Annotated in this window: 18 protein-coding genes and 1 tRNA gene; 7 read left to right on the top strand and 12 right to left on the bottom strand. The window is 69.4% G+C overall.

The features are described from left to right. Positions 1–27: 27 nt before the first annotated feature. Together AB6V31_RS09375 and AB6V31_RS09370 are read right to left on the bottom strand one after the other, a co-directional pair. On the bottom strand, positions 28–936 hold the full coding sequence (locus tag AB6V31_RS09375; protein ID WP_369365246.1) for a type II secretion system F family protein: 909 nt from the start codon (positions 934–936) through the stop codon (positions 28–30). Beyond that, positions 933–1913: a TadA family conjugal transfer-associated ATPase gene (locus tag AB6V31_RS09370; RefSeq protein ID WP_176786355.1), complete on the bottom strand. Its 981-nt coding sequence runs from the start codon at positions 1911–1913 to the stop codon at positions 933–935. Before AB6V31_RS09370 ends, AB6V31_RS09375 begins: the two co-directional genes overlap by 4 nt. 442 nt (positions 1914–2355) lie before the next feature. On the opposite strand from AB6V31_RS09370, the gene acs reads away from it, so the two are divergent. Continuing rightward, positions 2356–4323, top strand: coding sequence for an acetate--CoA ligase (gene acs / locus AB6V31_RS09365; protein ID WP_074695735.1), 1968 nt, complete (start codon positions 2356–2358; stop codon positions 4321–4323). A gap of 55 nt (positions 4324–4378) precedes the next feature. Here acs and AB6V31_RS09360 read toward each other — a convergent pair whose 3' ends face one another. The 3 genes from AB6V31_RS09360 to AB6V31_RS09350 form a co-directional block, all read right to left on the bottom strand. After that, positions 4379–5122, bottom strand: coding sequence for a phosphatase PAP2 family protein (locus AB6V31_RS09360; RefSeq protein ID WP_268104451.1), 744 nt, complete (start codon positions 5120–5122; stop codon positions 4379–4381). Between the two features lie 133 nt (positions 5123–5255). Next, positions 5256–5723, bottom strand: coding sequence for a RidA family protein (locus AB6V31_RS09355; protein WP_056229465.1), 468 nt, complete (start codon positions 5721–5723; stop codon positions 5256–5258). Then, positions 5720–5938 (bottom strand): hypothetical protein, encoded by a 219-nt coding sequence (locus AB6V31_RS09350; protein WP_056229468.1) that lies wholly within the window; start codon positions 5936–5938, stop codon positions 5720–5722. The genes AB6V31_RS09355 and AB6V31_RS09350 overlap by 4 nt, the downstream gene beginning before the upstream one ends. A 118-nt stretch (positions 5939–6056) precedes the next feature. Between AB6V31_RS09350 and AB6V31_RS09345 the strand changes: the two genes are divergently transcribed. The 5 genes from AB6V31_RS09345 (at position 6057) to AB6V31_RS09325 (ending at position 12575) form a co-directional block, all read left to right on the top strand. Then, complete coding sequence (locus AB6V31_RS09345) at positions 6057–8753, top strand: transglycosylase domain-containing protein (RefSeq protein WP_369365244.1); 2697 nt, start codon at positions 6057–6059, stop codon at positions 8751–8753. Beyond that, a complete protein-coding gene (locus tag AB6V31_RS09340; RefSeq protein WP_369365242.1) occupies positions 8753–9676 on the top strand; it encodes a metallophosphoesterase in 924 nt (307 codons plus the stop codon). Before AB6V31_RS09345 ends, AB6V31_RS09340 begins: the two co-directional genes overlap by 1 nt. Positions 9677–9789: 113 nt before the next feature. Next, complete coding sequence (locus AB6V31_RS09335; protein ID WP_369365240.1) at positions 9790–11295, top strand: LPXTG cell wall anchor domain-containing protein; 1506 nt, start codon at positions 9790–9792, stop codon at positions 11293–11295. Between the two features lie 131 nt (positions 11296–11426). After that, positions 11427–11503 (top strand) — tRNA-Pro (locus AB6V31_RS09330). A 292-nt stretch (positions 11504–11795) separates the two neighbouring features. Beyond that, complete coding sequence (locus tag AB6V31_RS09325) at positions 11796–12575, top strand: HAD-IIB family hydrolase (protein WP_369365239.1); 780 nt, start codon at positions 11796–11798, stop codon at positions 12573–12575. 19 nt (positions 12576–12594) lie between these two features. Here the strand turns inward: AB6V31_RS09325 and AB6V31_RS09320 are convergent, their stop codons facing one another. From AB6V31_RS09320 to AB6V31_RS09290, 7 genes are all read right to left on the bottom strand, one after another. Next, positions 12595–13416, bottom strand: a complete 822-nt coding sequence (locus AB6V31_RS09320) for a siderophore-interacting protein (RefSeq protein ID WP_369365237.1) — start codon at positions 13414–13416, stop codon at positions 12595–12597. Between the two features lie 10 nt (positions 13417–13426). After that, a complete protein-coding gene (locus tag AB6V31_RS09315) occupies positions 13427–14200 on the bottom strand; it encodes a FadR/GntR family transcriptional regulator (RefSeq protein WP_369365236.1) in 774 nt (257 codons plus the stop codon). Between the two features lie 63 nt (positions 14201–14263). Next, positions 14264–15292 (bottom strand): UDP-glucose 4-epimerase GalE, encoded by a 1029-nt coding sequence (galE, locus tag AB6V31_RS09310; RefSeq protein ID WP_056229489.1) that lies wholly within the window; start codon positions 15290–15292, stop codon positions 14264–14266. Between the two features lie 49 nt (positions 15293–15341). Then, positions 15342–15947: a thymidine kinase gene (locus AB6V31_RS09305; RefSeq protein ID WP_268104462.1), complete on the bottom strand. Its 606-nt coding sequence runs from the start codon at positions 15945–15947 to the stop codon at positions 15342–15344. Between the two features lie 7 nt (positions 15948–15954). Further along, complete coding sequence (locus AB6V31_RS09300; protein WP_369365235.1) at positions 15955–17427, bottom strand: malate:quinone oxidoreductase; 1473 nt, start codon at positions 17425–17427, stop codon at positions 15955–15957. Positions 17428–17525: 98 nt separating this feature from the next. Then, entirely contained in the window at positions 17526–18596 is a 1071-nt protein-coding gene (locus AB6V31_RS09295; RefSeq protein WP_074695712.1) for an aspartate-semialdehyde dehydrogenase, read from the bottom strand. Positions 18597–18808: 212 nt separating this feature from the next. Continuing rightward, positions 18809–20095, bottom strand: a complete 1287-nt coding sequence (locus tag AB6V31_RS09290; RefSeq protein ID WP_074695711.1) for an aspartate kinase — start codon at positions 20093–20095, stop codon at positions 18809–18811. Positions 20096–20276: 181 nt separating this feature from the next. Between AB6V31_RS09290 and AB6V31_RS09285 the strand changes: the two genes are divergently transcribed. After that, on the top strand, positions 20277–21674 hold the full coding sequence (locus AB6V31_RS09285) for a threonine/serine exporter ThrE family protein (protein WP_369365233.1): 1398 nt from the start codon (positions 20277–20279) through the stop codon (positions 21672–21674). The last annotated feature ends 32 nt before the right edge of the window (positions 21675–21706 follow it).

The raw sequence follows: 21706 nt of genomic DNA, 5'->3' as shown, positions 1-21706 counted from the left end.
CTCCTTCTTCTGTGTGGACGATCGAGGTCACGGCAGTGCCGTGGAGCGGAGGACCGAGAGCGCGGCAGGGACGACGGCGATGAGCAGGAACGCCGGCAGCGTGCAGAGCCCGAGCGGCACGAGCAGGCGGGTGGAGAGTCTCGCCGCAGCCACCCGACCGTCGGTTCGGGACCGGTACCGCGCGATCCACGCGTCCCCCCGCAGGAGTTCGGCCGCGGGCACTCCCGCTCGGGTCGCCAGGTCCAGCGTCTCGGCGACGGCGGTGCGGTTCATCGTGCCGACGCCCAGACCTTCGATCAGTCCGCGGGCCCGGTCGATCGACACGCCAGCCGAAAGGGCGACCGCCCAGAGCTCGGCCTCGAGTCCCGGGATCACCGGAGGGGGCTGGGCCCGGCGGGACAGCCTGCGCATCCAGACGTACGCTGCACCTATCAGGCCGAGCCCGAGGGCGAGGCATCCTTGCCCGAGCGGATCCCGGAGCAGAACACCGACGGGGTCGAAGCCGAGAAGACCGCCCAGAGGGATGCCGACGAGGGGAAGCCACCCGAGGAGCCGGGCCGTGGCGACCGGCTCCGCGAGAGCGACGCGGATGTCGGCCGAAACCTCCACCGCGTCACGGAGGGCGCCCACGACCGAGCGCAGGGCATCGGACAGGGGCGCTCCCGTGGCTACGGCCACGCTCCAGATCGCGGCGGTCCCGCTCCACGACTCACCCGCCGCCCGGAGGACGGCACCGACATCCGCCCCACGGGCAGCGGCGTCGGCTGCCGCGCTCAGCGTGGGGTCGCCGCCCTCTGCCAGGTATCTCCACGCGTACGTCGGGGCTGTTCCCCCGGACAGCAGGACGGCGAGGCGGAGAACCGTCTCGATCGGATCAGCGGTCCGAGGGTCGCGTCGCGCGCGAAGATGCGGCGTCCGCGAGCCGTGAGCGCTCACGTCCACTTCTCCGGCTCGATTCGGAGACGCCCCTCGTGCACGACGGGTCGTCCCCACCCGGTGACGCGACGTCGCCCGGCGATCCGTTCGACGTACACGACGGCGTCGATGGCCCCGGCACTCTGCCGCGCGCAGGTCTCGGCATCCATTCCGGCGAGCGCTGCCAGGGCTTCCAGTCGCGCCGAGACGTCGACGAGGCTACTCGCGTGGAGCGTCCCCGCTCCCCCGTCGTGCCCGGTGTTCAACGCCATCAGCAGTTCGCGGATCTCCTCTCCGCGACACTCCCCCAGCACCAGCCGGTCGGGACGCATGCGCAGGGCCTCCCTGACCAGCCGCGAGAGGGAGATGCCGCCGGCGCCCTCGATGTTGGCCTGCCGCGCCTCGAGCGCGACGTGATGCGGGTGGTCGGGGTGCAACTCCGCCACCTCCTCGATCGTGATGATGCGCTCGGTCGATGGCACCCGCGACAGCAGAGCAGCCAGGAGCGTGGTCTTGCCCGCGCCCGTCGCGCCGGCGATGAGGGTGTTCTCGCGTCGATCGACGAGACGTTCGAGCCTGTCCCGCTGGCGCGCTGAGAACATCCCCGCGCGCTGGAGAGCCTGCAGGTCGGGCCGCGCGAACGCCGGCACGCGGACGGAGATACTCGTGCCGCTCGCGGCCACGGGGGCGAGCACGGCGTGTACTCGCACGCCCCGATCGAGCCGGACGTCGACGCAGGGCGTGGCGTCGTCCAGGTGCCGCCCGCCGAGCGCGATGAGGCGGACCGCGAGGCGGCGGACCTCGGTCTCGGACGCCCGCCACGAAGGCACGTGCTCGATGCCGTCACCGCGATCGACGAAGAGCCCCCGATCGCCGTTGACGAAGAGATCGGTCACGCGAGGGTCGTCGAGGAACGGACGCAGGAACGCCACCGCCGGGTCGGGGGCGTCGACTGTCGCGGGGTCGAGGCCGCTGCAGGGCGGGGCGAGGGAGGTCACGACGACGACCGTAGGGTCAGGCCGGATCGATCCGCGGGCCCGCAGAAGCGATCAGTGGATTCGCCGCGAAGATCCCCACCTGTGGAGGAGCGAGCGACGAGAACGTCGCTCGAATCGTCATCGGGGAGGAACTCCGCCGGAAAAAGAAGGGGGCGGCATCCCTACAGTGGGGGGCGAGGGATGCCGCCACGCGCCGGGGAAAAATTGGGGGGCTCCCCCCGACGCGAGTGCCGGAAGCGATGTTCGGGCGCTAGCTAGAGTACGCGTGCAGGTGAGTCCGGCCAACTCAACCCGACCTATTCATTGCGATATATCACCTGTTTCCCACCGTCGGAGATCCCATCTATCGGAGGTGGCCGGTGTCGGAGGGGGTCGCTAGCGTGACCGGGGTGAGGACGCCGCGCGCAGGTGCGCGGGTCCGTGAACGCGAAGGAGCGCCGCGATGAGCAGCCAGATCGACCACCTCCTCAACGAGACCCGCCGGTTCGCGCCGTCGGCCGAGTTCTCCGCCCAGGCCGTCGCCCAGCACGATCTTTACGAGCGCGCGGCGGCAGACCGTGAGGGTTTCTGGGCCGATCAGGCCCGCGAACTGCACTGGCACAAGCCCTTCACCCAGGTGCTCGACTGGTCCACTCCCCCGTTCGCCGAGTGGTTCGCCGACGGGGAGCTCAACGTCGCCTACAACTGTCTCGACCGGCACGTCGAGGCCGGCAACGGCGACCGCATCGCTCTGCGCTGGGAGGGCGAGCCGGGCGATCAGCGCAACGTCACCTACGCCGAACTCACCGACGAGGTGAAGCGCCTGGCGAACGTCCTCACCGAGCTCGGCATCGAGCGCGGCGACCGCGTCGCCCTGTACCTCCCGATGATCCCCGAGGCGATCGCCTCCATGCTGGCGGTCGCACGCATCGGCGCCGTGCATTCCGTCGTGTTCGGCGGGTTCTCGGCCGACAGCCTGCGCGCGCGCATCGACGACGCCGGCGCCAAGCTGGTCATCACCGCCGACGGCGGGTGGCGGAAGGGCAAGGTCTCGCCTTTGAAGCCGGCGGTCGACCAGGCGCTCGCCGACCGCAACGGCTCCGGCGAGCAGGAGACCGTCGAGCACGTGCTCGTCGTCAAGCGCGGCGGCAACGAGGTCGACTGGGCGGACGGCCGCGACCTCTGGTGGCACGACGTGGTTCCGAAGGCCTCCGCGGACCACGAGGCCGAAGCCTTCCCCGCCGAGACCCCTCTCTTCATCCTCTACACCTCGGGCACCACGGGGAAGCCGAAGGGCATCCTGCACACCTCGGGCGGGTACCTGACCCAGGCCGCGTTCACCAACCGCGTCGTCCACGACGTGCACCCAGAAACGGACGTGTACTGGTGCACCGCCGATATCGGCTGGATCACCGGACACACCTACGTCACCTATGGTCCTCTTGCGAACGGCGCGACACAGCTGCTCTACGAAGGCACCCCCGACACTCCTCACCCGGGTCGCTGGTGGGAGCTCATCGAGAAGCACGGCGTGACCATCTTCTATACGGCGCCGACCGCGATCCGTTCGTTCATGAAGATCGGACGCGACGTGCCGCAGAAGTTCGACCTGTCGTCGCTTCGCCTGCTCGGTTCGGTGGGCGAGCCCATCAACCCCGAAGCCTGGATCTGGTACCGCGAGATCATCGGCGCCGACAAGGCCCCCATCGTCGACACGTGGTGGCAGACCGAAACGGGGGCGATGATGATCTCGGCCCTGCCCGGCGTCACCGAGACGAAGCCCGGCTCCGCCCAGGTCCCGATCCCGGGCATCTCGATCGCCGTCGTCGACGAGCAGGGCGAACCGGTCGGCAACGGCAGCGGCGGCCTTCTCGTGGTCACCGAACCGTGGCCGAGCATGCTGCGCGGCATCTGGGGCGACCCCGACCGTTACCGCGAGACCTACTGGGACAAGTTCGCCGACAAGGGGTACTACTTCGCCGGTGACGGCGCGCGCCTCGACGACGACGGAGACGTCTGGCTGCTCGGCCGCGTCGACGACGTCATGAACGTCTCGGGCCACCGCCTGTCGACCGCCGAGATCGAGTCCGCCCTCGTCGGCCACGAGGGGGTCGCCGAGGCCGCCGTCGTCGGGGCGAGCGACGAGACCACCGGCCAGGCGGTCGTCGCTTTCGTCATCATCAAGAGCCGCTACCTGAAGGAGCACCCCGTCGAGGGTCTGGGCGACGAACTGCGCACCTGGGTCGGACAGCAGATCGGCCCGATCGCCCGTCCCCGCGATGTCTACATCGTCGGCGAGCTCCCCAAGACCCGCTCGGGCAAGATCATGCGCCGCCTCCTCCGCGACGTCGCCGAGGGCCGCGAGGTCGGAGACACCACCACGCTCGCCGACACCGCCGTCATGAGCGTGATCAGCGCCCAGGTGAAGTGAGGTCCGATCCCGGATGCCGGAACTCACGGCATCCGGGATCGACTCGCCAACGAAATCAGCGGCCGATCGAGGTCCCGCGACCCGAGCGGGCAGTGCCCAGCCGGCGCGTCACGAGTGCGTCCACGCGGGGCACCACCGCAGCGCCGACGGCCCGCACGGCGGGGTAGACCCCCGCCACCCAGACGATCGACGCCAGAGCGTCGCCGGCGTAGTGCACGCCGATGACGACGACCGACACCGACATTCCGACGACCAGAACGACGCCCACGACGATTCCGAGCGCCCGCCAACGCGTCGACCACAGTGCGCAGATCAGGACCGCCGCGAAGGATGCCGTGAACGCCACGTGACCGCTCGGGAACGAGGGGTCGGCCGTCGCGCCGATGGCCTGGGTCATGGCCTCGGACATGCCAGGGCGCGGTCGGGCGACGACGAGCTTCGCGGCCTCCGCGAGGCCCCAGGTCACGGCGACCCCACCGAAGAAGGCGACCGCGACCTGCCACCGTCGCGTCAGCAGGCCGACCGCGACCGTGGCGACGATCATGATGCCCGCGGCGGGCAGCGGCTTGAGCGAGCGGTAGAACGCCTCGGCCACCTGTGTGAGCACGGGCGCGTGAAGGTGGTGCACCGCGTCGGAGAAGGCCACATCGAGCGGAACGAACCGCAGCAGGAATCCCACCGCGATCACGGCGAGCACGGTGCAGACGGCCCACACGACGGCGCGCCGGATGGAGGGCGAGGGAGCGAGGAGGGCGTTCTCGGGGGAGGACGGGCCGCCCACGCCGGAAGAGGAGGTCACGGGGGAATCCTGCTCCCGTTCACTTCTGAATCAGCCGAGTTCCCCCGCGGCCGAGAACGACGGAAGGGACGCCCCGAGCGACCGGAGCGTCCCTTCCGTGTGGAGGCCGGGGTGCCGGCATCCGGGATCGTCGTCAGGCGACCGTGAAGATCACCTCGACCTCGACGGGGCTGTCGAGGGGAAGGACGGGCACACCGACCGCGGAGCGCGCGTGTGCGCCGGCCTCGCCGAACACCTCGCCGAGGAACTCGCTCGCGCCGTTGATGACGCCGGGCTGCCCGGTGAATTCGGGGACGGATGCCACGAAGCCGGTGAGCTTGAGCACGCCGGTGAGGTTGTCGACGCCGCCGACGAGAGCCGCGGCCGCGGCGATCGCGTTCAGGGCGCACTGGCGCGCGTAGCCCTTCGCGTCGGCGGGGGCGATGAGTCCGTCGGACTCGCCGACCTTGCCGGTCGCGGGCAGGGCCCCCTGGACCATGGGCAGCTGACCCGAGGTGTACACGAGGTCACCGTGACGCGTGGCGGGAATGTACGAGGCGACGGGCGGGACGACCGCCGGAACGTCGACGCCCAGGGCGGCGAGGCGCTCGGAGACGCTCACTGCTGGCCCTCGAACTGACGGGCGGCGGTCTCGGCGGCACCGAGGCCGGCGTTGGCGGCGCCTCCGCCGGTGGGGCGCTTGAAGTAGGCCACGAGTCCGCCTTCCGGACCGGTCACCACCTGAACGAGCTCCCAGCCCTGCTTGCCCCAGTTGTTGAGGATCGCGGCGGTGTTGTGGATGAGCAGCGGAGTGGTGAGGTACTCCCACGTGGTCATGTCGGGCTCCCGGAGGTGGCTCGGAGCGCGCAACGTCGTGCGCGCGGTGATGGACGCGTACGCGCGCGAGGGCCCGCCTTCGAGGCATCGCCCAGCAACGTCGCTTAGCATCAAGCCTATGCCCGAGAACAAACGAACGGCTAGCGGTGCCCTCGGCGGCATCGTCGGCCTCGTCGGCCTGAGCGCGGTCGCCGGACTCCTGGTCACCGCTGCCGTGACGCCGGCCATCGCCGTCTCCGGTGCCGCTGCCTCCAGCGCGATCACCGTCTTCGACAACATGCCCAGCTACCTGAAGCCCGACGAGCTCATGCAGCCCACGACGCTGATGGCCGGCGACCGGGTGCTGGCGAAGTTCTACGACCAGAACCGCTCCCCTGTCACCTTCGACCAGGTCAACCCGGTCATGTACGACGCGATCCTCTCGTCGGAAGACCCGCGCTACTACCAGCACGGCGGCGTCGACCTCATCGGAACGACCCGCGCGCTGCTCAGCAACGCCTCCGGCGGCGAGACGCAGGGCGGATCGTCGATCAGCCAGCAGTACGTCAAGAACGTGCTCGTGCAGCGTTGCGAGCGCGACGCCAAGGCCGTCGAGGCGACCGACACCACGCCCGCGATGACGCGCGACGAGGCCCTGCAGAAGTGCGCCCTCGAAGCTGTGCAGTCCGACGGCGCCGCCGGCTACCAGCGCAAGCTGCAGGAGATGCGGTACGCGATCCAGCTCGAGAAGGAGTACACGAAGGACCAGATCCTTCTCGGCTACCTGAACATCGCCAACTTCGGCGGCACCACCTACGGCATCGACGCCGCGGCGCGCTACTACTTCAACACTCCGGCCGCCAACCTGAGCGTCGGCCAGGCGGCGGTTCTCGCGGGCATGGTGCAGAACCCCAACCGCTTCCGCATCGACCGCCCCGAGGGCTCGATCAGCGACGGCGAGACCGCCTACAACAAGGCTCCCGACGGGTCGATCGACGACGTCGACCAAAGCACGATCCAGGCGCTTTTCACGCTGCGCGACAACGGCGAGATCTCGCAGGAGCAACTCGTCAACGCGGCCGACGGATACAGCGAGACCAAGGGCCGCCAGCTCTACGTGCTCAGCCGCATGGAAGTCGACGGAAAGATCACGCACGAGCAGTACGTCGCCGCGGCGATCGAGCCGATCTCGCCGCAGATCACCCCGACCGACCAGGGCTGCTCTTCTTCGGCGGCACCGTACTTCTGCCAGTACGTCGTGTCGACGATCCTCAACGACCCCGCCTTCGGCGCGGAGACCGACGACCGCGTGCGCGCGCTGCGCCAAGACGGTCTGACGATCCAGACCACGCTGGATTGGAACGTCCAGGATGCCGCGCAGAAGACGATGAGCGACAACGCACCGGCGTCGATGGACCAGCTGAAGTTCGGGGCGACCGCCGTCAGCCTCGAAGCGAAGACCGGCCGCCTCCTCGCCATCGCGCAGAACACGAAGTTCACGCAGGACCCGAGCCTGGCCGAGTCGGACCCCTCGTACAACTCGATCGTCTTCGCGGGCGATTCGACGAACGGCGGCTCGATCGGCTTCAGCGCGGGATCGACCTTCAAACTGTTCACCCTCGTCGATTGGCTCGAGAAGGGCCATTCCTTGAACGAGACGCTCAACGGGCGTCTGCGCCCCGTGCCGAACATGACGAACTCGTGCGCCGGCAACTGGGTCAATCAAGGCAACTACACGATCAACAACTTCGGCAACAGCGGCGGCTACGTCGGCACGCCGATGATGTTCACGCGCGACTCCCTGAACACCGGCTACCTCGCCATGGCGGCCGAGCTCGACCTCTGCGACATCGCCAAGGTCGTGAAGAAGATGGGCGTCACCACCGGTGACGGCAAAGAGATCACCATGGCGAACGCGAACGAGGTCATCGGTAGCGACAACATCTCGCCCATCGCGATGGCCGGCGCCTTCGCGACCGTGGCCAACGGCGGCAGCCGCTGCCCGGCCAAGGTCATCGACAAGGTGACCGCGCCGGACGGCTCGGATCGCCCCACTCCCGACCTGAAGTGCGAGACGGCACTCACCCCGGAGATCGCTGCGACCGCCGCCTACGCTCTGCAGGGCGTCATGACGGGTAACGGCACCGGTGCGGCCGCCAACCCCGGCGACGGCACCCCGGTGCTCGGCAAGACCGGTACCCACGAGGCGCACGAGACCTGGATGATCGAGTCGTCCACGAACACCACCACCGCGGTGTGGGTCGGCAACTGGGACGGTGGAACGACCACCCTGTTCGGTAAGTACGCGAACCGCATCCAACTGAGCGACCTGCGCTACCGACTGGCTCGCGACGTGCAGCGTGCAGCGGACGACATCTACGGCGGCGACCGGTTCCCCGACCCGGCGTCGAATCTGCTGCGTACGCAACAGCGCGACCTTCCGAACGTCGTCGGACAGAGCATCGACGCGGCGACCTCAACCCTCCAGAATGCGGGCTTCCGCGTGACCGTCGGCGACCCCGTCGACTCGCCGTCGGGTGCCGACACCGTGGCCGCGCAGAACCCGGGCGGGGCGACTGCTCCCGCGGGTTCGCAGATCATCCTCAGCCCCGGTAACGGGCAGGGGGCGACGGTTCCGAACGTCGGCGGGCAGACCGTTCCCGCAGCTCAGGCGGCGTTGAACGCGGCCGGATTCACCAACGTGTCGATCGGCGCCTGCCAGGCCGATGGCAATGCCCCGAATGAGGGCCGCGTGACGGCGACGAACCCCGCCGCCGACACCGCGACGAACAAGAGCACCGCGATTGCTCTGTCCATCGTCGCGAAGAAGTGCTGATGACGCGTCCTCTCGTGACGGCCGCCCTCGCACCCCTCGGGGTCGCGGGGGCGGCCGCTGTCGGGGCCGCCGTGTGGGGGATGGGCATCGAGCGCTACCTCTTCACCGTGCGCTACCACGCGCTGCGCGTCCTCCCCAAGGGGGCCGACCCGATCCGGATCCTGCACGTCTCCGATGCGCATATGGCTCCCTGGCAGCACCGCAAGCAGGAGTGGATGGCCCGTCTCACCGAGCTGTCTCCCGATCTGGTTGTGAACACGGGCGACAACCTCGGCCACCGCGACGGCCTCACCGGGATCCGAACGGCGTTCGCGCCCCTTCGTGGCGTCCCGGGCCTCGTCGTGCACGGCTCGAACGACTTCCAGGAGCCGGCACCTCGCAATCCCCTGCGCTATTTCCTCGGCCCCTCCGGGCACCAGCCGGCTCACAAGCACCTCGACGTCGCCGCCCTCGATCGGTTCTTCACTGACGATCTGGGATGGCACATGCTCGACGACACGGCCGTCTCGCTCGAGGTCAACGGACTCCGCGTGACGGCCTTCGGCGTGAACGACGCCCATCGCAGGTGGGACCACCCCGAGCTCATCCCTCCGGTCATGGAGAGATTGGATGCCGCCGACCTCGCGCTCGGCGTCATGCATGCGCCCTACCGGCGCACGCTCGACACGTTCACCGACTTCGGCGCCGACGTGCTTCTGGCGGGGCACACCCACGGCGGGCAGGTGCGCGTGCCGTTCCGCCGCGAGGCGCTGGTCTCGAACTGCGACATCCCGCTCGATCAGGCGCGCGGTCTCAGCGAGTGGACGCACGACGGGCGTACCGTGCCGTTGAATGTCAGCGCGGGCTTGGGGCATTCGATCTACGCGCCCGTGCGGTTCGCGTGCCGACCAGAGGCGTCGCTGCTCACGCTGCTGCCACGCTGACGGCTTCTGCACAGCGGCCGAGAGGGTCGATCCGTTCACGGATCGGCCCTCTCGGCCGTCAGGCAACGTCGGCGTTCCCCCAGGATCGAGTTCCTCGACTGAAAGGGATTCCCATGCATCGACCACCCTCGACACTTCGACGGTTCGCCACCGCGCTGGCCCTGGCGGGTGTTCTCGTCGGCGTCGCCGTCGTCCCTGCGGCCTACGCCGCCGACCGCGGCACGGGCTTCGGCACGTGGGCGCCGCTCTCCCGAACCGGATGGCACGGCTCCATGCGCGTGGGAGACGTGCATACGTACTGCATCCACCCCGGCCTTCCCGTTGCCACCGGCACGACGACCGACCACGGTGACACGGGAGACGTGAACGGGCTGAGCCCGCAGCAGCTGGTCTCGATCAACTACCTCGTCTCCACCTACGGCCAGACCGATGATCCCATCCAAGCCGCGAGCGTCGGATGGGCGGTCAAGGCCATAGCCGATCGCGAGACGACACTTCACTCCTGGGGCTACGGTGGCAACGATCTGGCCGAGGCGATCGACTACATCATGCGGAGGGCGAGCCCCGAGAACAGCGGCGCAGTCCAGGAGCGAACCCTGCAACTCCTCGCGGAAGCAGAGAACATCCCCGTCCCCCGTGTCGGAGGTGCGCTCACGCTGTCGACCGATGAAGACGAACCCACGCGGGGAACGGTGACGGTCGACGTCGACGCGACCGCCGTCGGGACGTTGCGACTCGAGAATGCGGTCTTCGCCGACACCGGGAGCTCTGAGCGCGGCGGGGTCCAGGGACGAGTGACGTACCCGATCCTCGCCCCGCCGACGGCATCCGACGGCGGGCGCCCGTATGTCACTCGCGCGGCGGGCACGTTCACGGTGCGTTCCGCGGCGATCCGGTACTACTCCACTCCGGGCCAGCAGGAGTCTGCCGGGCCGGCCGGGTCAACCACCTTCACCGTCACGGCGCAAGACGCCTCTCCGCGACCCGTGCGCTTCTCCCCGCTGATCGCGACCTCGGCGACGATCGACTCTCAGGCCCGGTACGTCGACGAGGTCACCGTCTCTGCGGGCGACGGCGTCTGGCCTCGCCACAGCGACGGGACCTTCGTCGTCGTCAGTGCGACGGCAGACGTCTACCGGACGAACGCCTTCCCCGCCGAGGCACCCGAGATCCCGACCAATCTGGACCCGGTCGCGCACCTCGAGCTCCGCACCGATCCGAAGATCGGGGCCGGTGTCTATCGTGCGTCGACCACGACGCTCCCCGGCCCGGGCGTCTACACCGCCGTGTGGCGCATCGAGCGCTCGTCGCAGGACGCGGACTCGGTTGCTCACTTCCCACCCGACTACTCCTGGATGGAGCACTTCGCCACGCCCGCACAGACGGAGCAGCTGGCCTCTCCTCCTTCGTCCGGCCTCGTCTCGACGCCCATTCCGACGACCGTCGCCCTGATCCCACAAGAACCCCCGACATCCCCGTCGGTTCCCACGGCACTCGCTCAGACAGGGGTCTCCGCGCCGCCGTTGCTGATGGCCGGCGGCCTGTCCGCTGTCGCCATCGCAACGGGGTTCTTCGCCTGGCGGCGCGCGCGTCGAGGGGCGGCGCCGGCGCTGGCCTGATCCGCCTCGGGGGTGAGGGCGGCATCGGTCCATCGCCGACCCTCCCCCCTGTGGCATCCCACCGTTTCGAGCGAAAAGTGCTCCGTGGTTCGAAGCACGGCTTCGAGCAGGGTAGACTTTTCAAGTTGCAACGGGGTGTGGCGCAGCTTGGTAGCGCGCGTCGTTCGGGACGACGAGGCCGCAGGTTCAAATCCTGTCACCCCGACCACTGCATCATCAGAGAGGCTCTCCGCTCCTGCGGGGGGCCTCTCTGCATCGGCGTGAGGTGGACCGCGCACCCTCGACGCGGCGCGCCCCCGGCTCGAGCTCGGACCCCTGTCTCGACCGGCGTCTCTCGCACCTTTGCGCGAGCCGTTCACGGCAATCCCCGTCCCGGGCCACCGGAGACGAGGCTGGGGGGAACCCCCAGTAGAATTGACCCCTGTATGGCGTCCCACCACGCCGCCCTCCGCCCGCACGCGACACCTCCGTGCGACGACCTCTCACTGCTCAGGAGCACCGTGTCCGACGCCTCGCCCCGCCTCGTCGCCTTCGACCTCGACGACACCCTCGCCCCTTCGAAGTCGGCGATCGATCCCCGCATCGGCGACCTGCTGCTCGCTCTCGCCGACAAGGTCGAAGTGGCGATCATCTCGGGTGGACAGCTCCAGCAGTTCCGCAGCCAGGTGGTCGAGCGTCTGCCCCAGGCCTCCCCCGAGCTGCTCGCGCACTTCCACCTGATGCCCACCTGCGGCACCCAGTACTACCTCCTCACGCCCGCCGGCGTCGAGACCGTGTACGCCCACTCGCTCACCGATGACGAGAAGCAGCGCGCGCTCACCGCCGTTCGCGAAGAGGCGGAGCGCCTCGGCCTCTGGGAGGCGGATCCGTGGGGTGACATCCTCGAGGACCGTGGCTCGCAGATCACGTTCTCGGCCCTCGGACAGTCGGCGCCCCTCGAGGCGAAGATGGCCTGGGACCCCACCGGCGAGAAGAAGAACAGCCTGCGCGAGGCCGTCGCCTCCCGTATCCCCGACCTCGAGGTCCGCTCCGGCGGCTCCACCTCGGTCGACATCACTCACCGCGGCATCGACAAGGCCTACGGCATGAACAAGCTCGTCGAGGCGACCGGAATCCCCCTCGACGACATGCTCTTCGTCGGCGACCGCCTCGACCCCGACGGCAACGACTACCCCGTCCTCGCGATGGGCGTCGAATGCCAGGCCGTGCACGGGTGGGAAGACACCGCCGCGTTCCTCGAGAAGCTCATCCCGACGCTGCCCGCACGAACCGCGGAGTGAACCTGCGGAGCGCGAGCCGTCAGAAGATCTGACCGATCGGCTCGCGCTTCTCCGCCTGGAACCGGTCCTCGGTGCGCCCGTACGCCCAGTACCCCGACAGCGACACCTGCTCGCGCCCGAGTCCCCACCGCGCGAAGACGAGATCGCGCATCCGCTTCATCGCCTCGCGCTCCCCGTGGGCGAACACGTGTCCTCGTCCGGGAAGCGGATGCCATGACGCCACGGCATCCGACAGCACGTTCGTCACGCCCGCCGTCGCCCCGCCACGGTGGACCCACGCGATCGCGACCCCGGCGGGAGCCGTCAGCGCGAGCTGCTCGTCCGCGGCCTGCACCTCGACGAAGGCGGCGCCCACGGCATCCGGCGACAGAGTCTCGAGAGCCGCGGCGATCGCGGGGATCGCCGACTCGTCGCCGATGAACAGGTGCCAATCCGCCGACGGGTCGGGCGCGTAGCCTCCGCCCGGCGACGAGACCACGAGACGGTCGCCCGGCTGCGCGCGCGCAGCCCACGGTCCCGCGAGCCCCTCGTCACCGTGCACGACGAAGTCGATGACGAGCTCATCTCCCTCGACCGCACGGACGGTGTACGTGCGGGTCACGGGCAGATCCTCGGGCGCCAGGGTCTCGCGCAGTGCCGTGAGGTCATACGGCGGCTCGAGATCGAGCTCGGGCTTGGCGAAGGTGATCTTGACGTAGGTGTCGGTGTGCGGGCTCTCGCGGAACGCCGCCAGGTCGTGCCCGCGTGCGCGCACCCGAACGAGATGCGGGGTGAGTCGCTCGGTCCCCACGACGTGGAGGACGTGCTGGGGGCGCGGCGGGCGCGCGGGTCGATCGCTCATGGGGTTCCTCTCACGCGGACGGGACGGACCGCAGCGCGGCGCGAGCAGCGTCGGCGACAGCCGGTTCTGCCGCGTCGGCCGGACTCAGCGCCTGCGCCACTTCGGTGTAGTAGTCGGTAATGTGCGCCCGCACGGCCTCACGGGCCGCCGCAGCGTCGCCTGCCGACATCGCCGCGACGATGCGCCGGTGCTCCGAGCGCAGCCGCTCGGCCACGACCTGCCACGCGTCGAGGCGGGCCGCCCCCGCGCGCGTGTACGCCTCGATCGAACTGCGCAGCCCCGCCATCATCGCCGAGATCACCGCATTGCCCGACGCCTCGGAGAGAGCCTGGTGGAAGCGCGCGTCGAGGGCGAGGAACTCGTCGGGCGCGAGGTCGTCGGCATCCATCGCATCCAGGATGCCGACCACCTCGGCGAGGTCGACGTCATCCTCGGCCAACCGCTCGGCGACATCGCACTCGAGAACGATGCGCGTGCGAACGACGTCGGTGAGGGGGAAACCGTTCGCCGCGACCTGAAGCCGGAGGAAGGCGGCGAGGCCGCCCCGCGGAGTCGTGACGATGATCGCGCCGGCGGTGGGGCCGGAGCCGGTCGCCGTGCGGACGACCCCGAGCACCTCGAGCACCCGCACCGCTTCGCGGACGCTCGAGCGACCCACCCCGAGCTGTGTGGCGAGTTCGCGTTCCGGCGTCAACCGGTCGCCGGGGGCCAGTCGCCCATCGCGCAGGTCGCTCTCGATGCGCTCGAGGACCACCTGCCAGGCGCGGGGGGCGGAGTTCGGCATGGCATCCCCCGTCCTCGCGGGCGCTGCGATGTGGCCCGACCACACCACCCTATGCGCGGATCGTCAGGCGTCGGCGGTCGTGCGGTATCCCGCCGGGTTTGTCGTCTGCCAGTTCCAGTAATCGCGGCACGCGTCGTCGATCCCGAGACGCGTGCGCCACCCCAGGACCTCCCCGGCCTTCGAGGGATCGCAGTACGTGGCGGCGACGTCGCCGGGGCGACGGTCGAGGATCTTCTTGGGCAGTTCGCGCCCGACGGCCTTCTCGAACGACGCGACCAGTTCGAGCACGCTCACGGGGCGACCGGTGCCGAGGTTGAACACCTGGTGCCCGGGCTGCGCCTGCTCGAGGGCGGCGACGTGCCCCTCGGCGAGGTCGACGACGTGGATGTAGTCGCGCAGGCCCGTCCCGTCGGGGGTGTCGTAGTCGGCCCCGAAGACACCGATCTCGTCGAGCGTGCCGATCGCGACGCGCGAGACGAAGGGCATGAGGTTGTTCGGGATGCCGGCGGGGTCTTCGCCGATCAGACCCGAGGGGTGCGCGCCGACGGGGTTGAAGTAGCGCAGCACGGTGACGTTCAGCTCGGGGTTCACGCGGGCGACGTCGGCGAGCACGACCTCGTTCATGCGCTTCGACTTGCTGTAGGCGTTGGAGAGGTCGATGCTCGTCGTCGACTCCTCGGTGAAGGGGAGATCGGCCGGGTCGGAGTACACCGTGCCGGTGCTCGAGAAGACGAAGCTCCGGATGCCGCGGGCGATGCCCACCCGCAGCAGGGCGAAGGTCGTGTCGAGGTTGTTGGAGTAGTACTCCAGCGGCTTCTGCGTCGATTCGCCGACGGCCTTGAACGCCGCCAGGTGGATGATCGCGTCGATCGGACCGTGCTCGTCGAAGGCGGAGGCCACGACGGCCTCGTCGGCCGCATCGCCCACGATGAGGGGCGCGGGCTTGCCGGTGATCTTCTCGACCCGCTCGGCGGCGACGGCGTGCGTTCCCGACAGGTCGTCGAGGAGGACGACATCGTGCCCGGCTTCGAGAAGAGCCACCGCCGTGTGAGTTCCGATGTAACCGGCTCCGCCGGCCAGGAGTACGCGCATGGTTCCAGGCTATCGCTCGGGAGCGACGGCGCTGATCGCTCGGAGGGCCTCAGCGCCCGTCGAGCCGACCGCCGGATTCTCGCAGATAGCACGCGGCGCACATCGACTCGTAGGTGACTTCACCCTCGATCTGCCCCTCGTCGATCGCGACCTGGTCACCATCGAAGACGAACCGACCGCCGACCAGGCGCGCGTTGAAGATCGCCTTGCGTCCGCAGCGGCAGATCGTCTTGAGCTCTTCGAGGCTGTGGGCCAACTCCATCAGGCGCGCCGATCCCGGAAAAGCCTCGGTGCGGAAGTCGGTGCGGATCCCGTAGGCGAGAACGGGGATGCCGTCGAGCACCGCGATCCGCAACAGGTCGTCGACCTGGGTCGGGGTGAAGAACTGCGCCTCGTCGACGAGCAGGCAGGCCACCGGCGCGTGCCCCGCCGCGCTGTGGAACACCTCGCGCAGATCATCGCCGGGGGCGACGAGGAAGTCGACCGCACGCTTCACGCCCAGCCGGCTGTCGATCTGGTCGGCGCCCTTGGTGTCGATCTCGGGCTTGGCCAGCAGAACCCGCTGTCCGCGCTCCTCGTAGTTGTACGCCGCCTGCAGCAGGGCCGTGGACTTGCCCGAGTTCATCGCTCCGTAGCGGAAGTACAGCTTCGCCACGCGGACCTCAGGGGTTGATCGCGAGCGCGTGGGCCGTGGCATCCAGCTCTCTGCGGGCCGCGTCGGGATTCGTGTTCAGCGTCTCGCCGTAGCTGGGGATGAGGTCGCGCAGGCGCGGCTCCCAGGCGGGCATGCGCTCGGGGAAGCAGGTCTTGATCAAGCCGAGCATGATCGAGACGGCGGTCGAAGCTCCCGGCGAGGCGCCGAGGAGACCGGCGATGGAGTGGTCGGCCGAGGTGACCACCTCGGTGCCGAACTGCAGCACGCCGCCCTTGTCCTTATCGCGCTTCATCACCTGCGCGCGCTGACCGGCGTCGAGCAGCTCCCAGTCCTCGTCCTTGGCGGTCGGCATGAAGTCGCGGAGGCTGTCGACCTTCTTGGAGTGGGTCTTCAACAGCTCGCTGACGAGGTACTTGATCAGGCTCGGGTTGTCGACGGCGACCTTCAGCATCGGGCCGATGTTGTGCGGTCGCACCTGGGTGACGATGTCGAGCATCGAGCCGTTCTTGAGGAACTTGGGGCTGAACGTCGCGAACGGGCCGAACAGCAGCGACGACTCCCCGTCGATCACGCGCGTGTCGAGGTGCGGCACCGACATGGGGGGCGCCCCCACCGAGGCCTGCGAGTACACCTTCGCGCGGTGCTTCGAGACGATGTCGGGGTTCGAGGTCTTGAGCCACTGCCCGCCGATCGGGAAGACGCCGTACCCCTTGATCTCGGGGATGCCGGAGCGCTGGAGGAGCTTGAGAGCCCAGCCGCCCGCACCGACGAAGACGAACTTCGCGTTGATCGAGCCGGGCGTTCCCCCGATCACGTGGCGGTACGAGACCTCCCACGTGCCGTCCTTCTTCTTCTTGAGCTTCTTGACGTCGTGGTTCGTGGCGACCTCGACGCCCTTCTCGCGGAGGTTCGCGAACAGCTGACGGGTGAGCGAGCCGAAGTCGACATCGGTGCCGGCGGGCACGCGGGTGGCCGCGAAGGGCTCGCCCTTGCGGCGCTTCTGCATGAGCAGCGGGGCCCACTGGTTGATGACGCGCGAATCCTCGCTGTACTCGATGCCGGCGAACAGCGGCTGCTGTGTGAGCACCTCGTAACGCTTGCGAAGGAAGGCGACGTCCTTCTCGCCGTGGACGAAGGTCATGTGCGGCGTGGCGTTGATGAACGTCGAGGGCTCGTCGAGCACGCCCTCGGCCACGAGCGAGGCCCACAGCTGCCGGCTCTGCTGGAACTGCTCGTTGATCGTGACCGCCTTGGCGGGATCGATCGAGCCGTCCTTGCCCTCGGGCGTGTAGTTCAGCTCGCACAGGGCCGCGTGCCCCGTGCCCGCGTTGTTCCACGCGTTCGAGCTCTCTTGCGCGACGTCGCTCAGACGCTCGAGCACGGCGATCTTGAGATCGGGCTGGAGGTCTTTCAGCAGAGTTCCGAGAGTGGCGGACATGATGCCGCCACCGATGAGGAGAACGTCGACGTTTTCAGTCACCCGTCGATTCTAGGTGCGAGCCGAGAGGTGTCTCGACATCGAGAGAACCGTCGGTTCGATGTCGAGACACCTCGCACGCGGCATCCGGATGCCGTGTCTCAGGCGTTGGCGAGCCGCTTCTGCGCGACGATCTCGGCGATCTGCACGGCGTTGAGCGCGGCACCCTTGCGGAGGTTGTCGTTGCTGATGAAGAGCGCGAGGCCCTTGCCCTCGGGAGCAGACTGGTCGGCGCGGATGCGGCCAACGTAGCTGGGGTCGGTGCCCGCGGCCTGCAGAGGCGTCGGCACCTCTTCGAGGCGCACGCCGGGGGCATCGGCGAGGAGCTCGCGCGCACGCTCGGGCGAGAGGTCGCGGGCGAACTCGGCGTTGATGCTCAGCGAGTGGCCCGTGAAGACGGGGACGCGCACGCACGTGCCGGCGACGCGAAGCTCGGGCAGCTCGAGGATCTTGCGGCTCTCGTTGCGCAGCTTCTTCTCTTCGTCGGTCTCGTTGAGGCCGTCGTCGACGAGATTGCCGGCGAACGGGATGACATCGAAGGCGATGGGGGCCACGTACTTCTCGGGGGTCGGGAAGTCGAGGGCCGAACCATCGCGGACCAGACGCTCGACCTCTCCCTGGGCGAGGACGCCCTCGACCTGACCGAGCAGCTCCTGGGCGCCGGCGAGACCGGAGCCCGAGACGGCCTGGTACGTGCTGACGATCAGGCGCTCGAGGCCCGCCTCGGTGTCGAGGACCTTCAGCACCGGCATGGCGGCCATGGTCGTGCAGTTGGGGTTGGCGACGATGCCCTTGACGGCCTCGTCGATCGCGTGCGGGTTGACCTCGCTGACGACCAGGGGCACCTCGGGGTCCATGCGCCAGGCGCTGGAGTTGTCGATGACGAGCGCGCCCGCCTCGGCGAAGCGGGGGGCATGGGCGCGCGAACCGGTGGCGCCGGCGGAGAAGAGCGCGACCTCGACCCCTGCCGGGTCGGCCGTGGCGACGTCTTCGACGACGACGGAGTGGCCGCCGAAATCGATCGAGGTGCCGGCGGAGCGAGCGGTGGCGAACAGACGCAGCTCGCGAATGGGGAACGAACGCTCGGCGAGGATCTCGAGCATGACGGTGCCGACCTGGCCGGTGGCGCCGACGACTGCGAGGGAGATTCCGGAATCGGAGATGCGGGTCATGCGGGATACCTCTGGGATTCGGGTGATGGATGCCGCGACGGCGGCGTTCGGGTCAGGGTAGCGCGAGCGGTGGGATGGGTTCGTCGAGAGCGGTCCGAACTCCCGAGAATCCGTCGCGAATCCGCCGCACGATGGCGGAATCGCGTGGGTGTGGCGCGGCGTAGCCGGCGAGACTCAGGAGTTTCGTGCGGCGCCGCGGGGCGCGAGCCCGGTCAGCGACCGGTGCCGGCGTGGACCGTGGCCTCGGCGTCGCCGTCGAGACCGTACGCGGTGTGCACGAGACGGGCGGCCTCCGCGAGGTCGACGCCGCGCACCACGACCGAGATGCGGATCTCGGACGTCGAGATCATCTCGATGTTGACGCCCGCCAGGCTCAGCGCTTCGAACAGCGTCGCCGAGACGCCCGAGTGCGTGCGCATACCGGCGCCGACGACCGAGAGCTTTCCGATCTGGTCGTCGTGGACGAGGCTCTCGAAGCCGACCTCGGCCTGCTCACCGGCGAGCGCCTTGAGCGCCGTGGTGGCGTCGGTCTTGGGCAGGGTGAACGAGATGTCGGTGCGGCTGGTGGCGGCTGCCGACACGTTCTGCACGATCATGTCGACGTTGGCGCCGGACTTCGCGACGATCTTGAAGATGTCGGCGGCCTTGCCGGGCACGTCGGGTACGCCGATGACGGTGATCTTGGCCTGGCTGAGGTCGGTGGCGACGCCGGCGACGATGGGCTCTTCCATGGCTCCTCTTTCGGGGACGAGTGCGGAGGTCTTCGAGGCGTCGAGCACCCAGGTGCCCTCGTTCGAGCTGAACGTGGACCGCGCGTGGATCAGCACGCCGTGGCGCCGCGCGTACTCGACCGCGCGGATGTAGAGGACCTTCGCGCCGTTGGCGGCGAGCTCGAGCATCTCTTCGCTGCCGACGCGGTCGAGCTTGCGCGCGAGAGGCACGACGCGGGGGTCGGCGGTGAAGATGCCGTCGACGTCGCTGTAGATCTCGCAGACATCGGCCTTGAGCGCCGCGGCGAGCGCGACGGCAGTCGTGTCTGATCCGCCGCGACCGAGCGTGGTGATGTCGCGGGTGTCGCGGTTGAATCCCTGGAACCCGGCGACGATGACGATCGCCCCCTCGTCGAGCGCCTCGCGGAGTCGGACGGGCGTGACGTCGACGATACGGGCGGCGCCGTGCGTGGCATCCGTGATCATCCCCGCCTGGCTACCGGTGAACGAACGGGCCTCGAAGCCCATCGAGTGGATGGCCATGGCCAGCAGGGCCATCGAGATGCGCTCTCCGCTGGACAGCAGCATGTCGAGCTCGCGCGGCGCGGGGATCGGGGCGACCTGGCCCGCGAGGTCGAGCAGCTCGTCGGTTGTGTCGCCCATAGCGCTGACCGCGACGACGACCTCGTGGCCGGCGCGACGCGTGTCGACGATGCGCTTGGCGACCCGCTTGATGCTCTCGGCGTCGGCGACGGACGAGCCGCCGTACTTCTGGACGATCAGAGCCATGAGGAGAACTCCCGGAGGGGTCGTGCGTCGGGATGCCACGACGGGGCGCTCGTGCCGCGCCCGAGGATCATCCTAGAGGCGGGTGCATACCGCCTCTGTCATGCGCCGACGCCCGGCGAAACCGCAGGGCCCGTCGATAGGATCGAGCGCTCCCACTCCCCCGTTCCCTGGAGGCCCGCGGTTGTCCCCCACCCCGCGGCGACTGCTGTCGTCCCTGCGCCGTCTGGTGCACGTGGACGAGGCCTCGTCGCCCGACACGACGATGATCCCGGTCATCGACGAGGCGCTCTCGACGCGCATCCTCGACCTCGCCATCCGCATCGGCGAGACCATGCTCGTCGTCGGCGCTCCCGCCAACGAGGTGACCCTCACGATCGTGCGGGTATGCGCGGCCTACGGGCTCGATCCGGTGCACGTCGACGTCACCTACAACTCGATCACGATCGCCCACAGCCGCCCCGGCGCGACCCACCCGATCACCCTGCTGCGGGTGGTGCGCGGTTCGGTGCCCGACCACGCGAAGCTGCAGCGTCTGCAGGCTCTGGTGCAGGAGATCACCGGCGGTCTCGGGCTCGACGACGCGGTCGTGCGCTGCCGCGCCATCCGCCGACTGCCGTTCCGCTATCGCCCCGCGATCGTGATCGCCTCGCAGGCGTCCCTCGCGGCCGGGGTCGCGATCATGTTCGGCGCAAACTGGCTCGCCCTGGTGCTGTCGTTCATCGCCGCGGCCCTCGCGGCGTCGACGCAATACGTGATGGCGCGGGCGCGCGTGCCGTACTTCTTCGCGCAGATCGCGGGCGGGTTCGTCTTGACCGTCTTCGCTGCCCTATCCCCGTTGCTGCGCTACACGGGCCTCGACGCGGCCGCGGCGATCCGGCCGTCGGTGATCGTGGCATCCGGAATCGTCCTGATGCTCGCCGGACTCACCGTGGTGGGCGCGGCTCAGGATGCCATCGACGGCTTCGCCCTGACGGCGACCGGACGAATCCTCGAGCTCACGACGCAGACCCTCGGCGTCGTCCTCGGCATCCTCGCCGGGCTCGAGACGGTGCGCGTGATCGGCATCGGCATGTCCCCACCCTCGAACGCCCTCCCCCTCGGCCCGGTCAGCGTGCAGTTCGTCGGCGCGGCCGTCATCGCGATCGCCGTCGCCGTATACAACGGCGCCGGCGCGCGCATCGTCGTCGTCAGCGCCGCTCTCAGCCTCGTCGCCTGGGCGGGGTACGTCGCCGCCTCGGGCCTCGGCTTCGAGGTCGCCGCCGCCAGCGGCGTCGGCGCATTCGTCGGAAGCTTCGCGGGCATCGTCGTCGCCTACCGGTTGCACGTGCCCTCGGTCGCGATCACGACCGCCGCGATCCTGCCCCTCGTGCCCGGTGCGGCGGTGTTCCGCGGCCTGCTCGGAATCGTCGAGTCGGGCGACGACCCCACCGTGCTCATGACCGGAGTGACCACGCTCGCCGGGGCCGCGACCATCGGCATCGCCCTAGCGGTGGGCGCCTCGCTCGGCATCTACCTGGGCCAGCCGGTGCGCGCGACGCTGTCGGGCGTCACACGCGTGCGGGCACGAGCACGGCGGTAGTCACGGACGAGGGCCGGGATGCCACGGCCCCC

The organism is Microbacterium sp. 16-032, from assembly GCF_041079455.1.
In the GTDB taxonomy this organism is placed as follows: Bacteria; Actinomycetota; Actinomycetes; order Actinomycetales; family Microbacteriaceae; genus Microbacterium; species Microbacterium testaceum_A.
This window is presented reverse-complemented; position numbering and strand designations above follow the sequence as displayed.

Bases quoted from the DNA above. Each gene is read 5' to 3' on its own strand.
- acs (WP_074695735.1), top strand. From the start codon at position 2,356: ATGAGCAGCCAGATCGACCACCTCCTCAACGAGACCCGCCGGTTCGCG.
- AB6V31_RS09350 (WP_056229468.1), bottom strand. From the start codon at position 5,938: ATGACCACGTGGGAGTACCTCACCACTCCGCTGCTCATCCACAACACC.
- AB6V31_RS09345 (WP_369365244.1), top strand. From the start codon at position 6,057: ATGCCCGAGAACAAACGAACGGCTAGCGGTGCCCTCGGCGGCATCGTC.
- AB6V31_RS09340 (WP_369365242.1), top strand. From the start codon at position 8,753: ATGACGCGTCCTCTCGTGACGGCCGCCCTCGCACCCCTCGGGGTCGCG.
- AB6V31_RS09335 (WP_369365240.1), top strand. From the start codon at position 9,790: ATGCATCGACCACCCTCGACACTTCGACGGTTCGCCACCGCGCTGGCC.
- AB6V31_RS09320 (WP_369365237.1), bottom strand. From the start codon at position 13,416: ATGAGCGATCGACCCGCGCGCCCGCCGCGCCCCCAGCACGTCCTCCAC.
- AB6V31_RS09315 (WP_369365236.1), bottom strand. From the start codon at position 14,200: ATGCCGAACTCCGCCCCCCGCGCCTGGCAGGTGGTCCTCGAGCGCATC.
- galE (WP_056229489.1), bottom strand. From the start codon at position 15,292: ATGCGCGTACTCCTGGCCGGCGGAGCCGGTTACATCGGAACTCACACG.
- AB6V31_RS09295 (WP_074695712.1), bottom strand. From the start codon at position 18,596: ATGACCCGCATCTCCGATTCCGGAATCTCCCTCGCAGTCGTCGGCGCC.
- AB6V31_RS09290 (WP_074695711.1), bottom strand. From the start codon at position 20,095: ATGGCTCTGATCGTCCAGAAGTACGGCGGCTCGTCCGTCGCCGACGCC.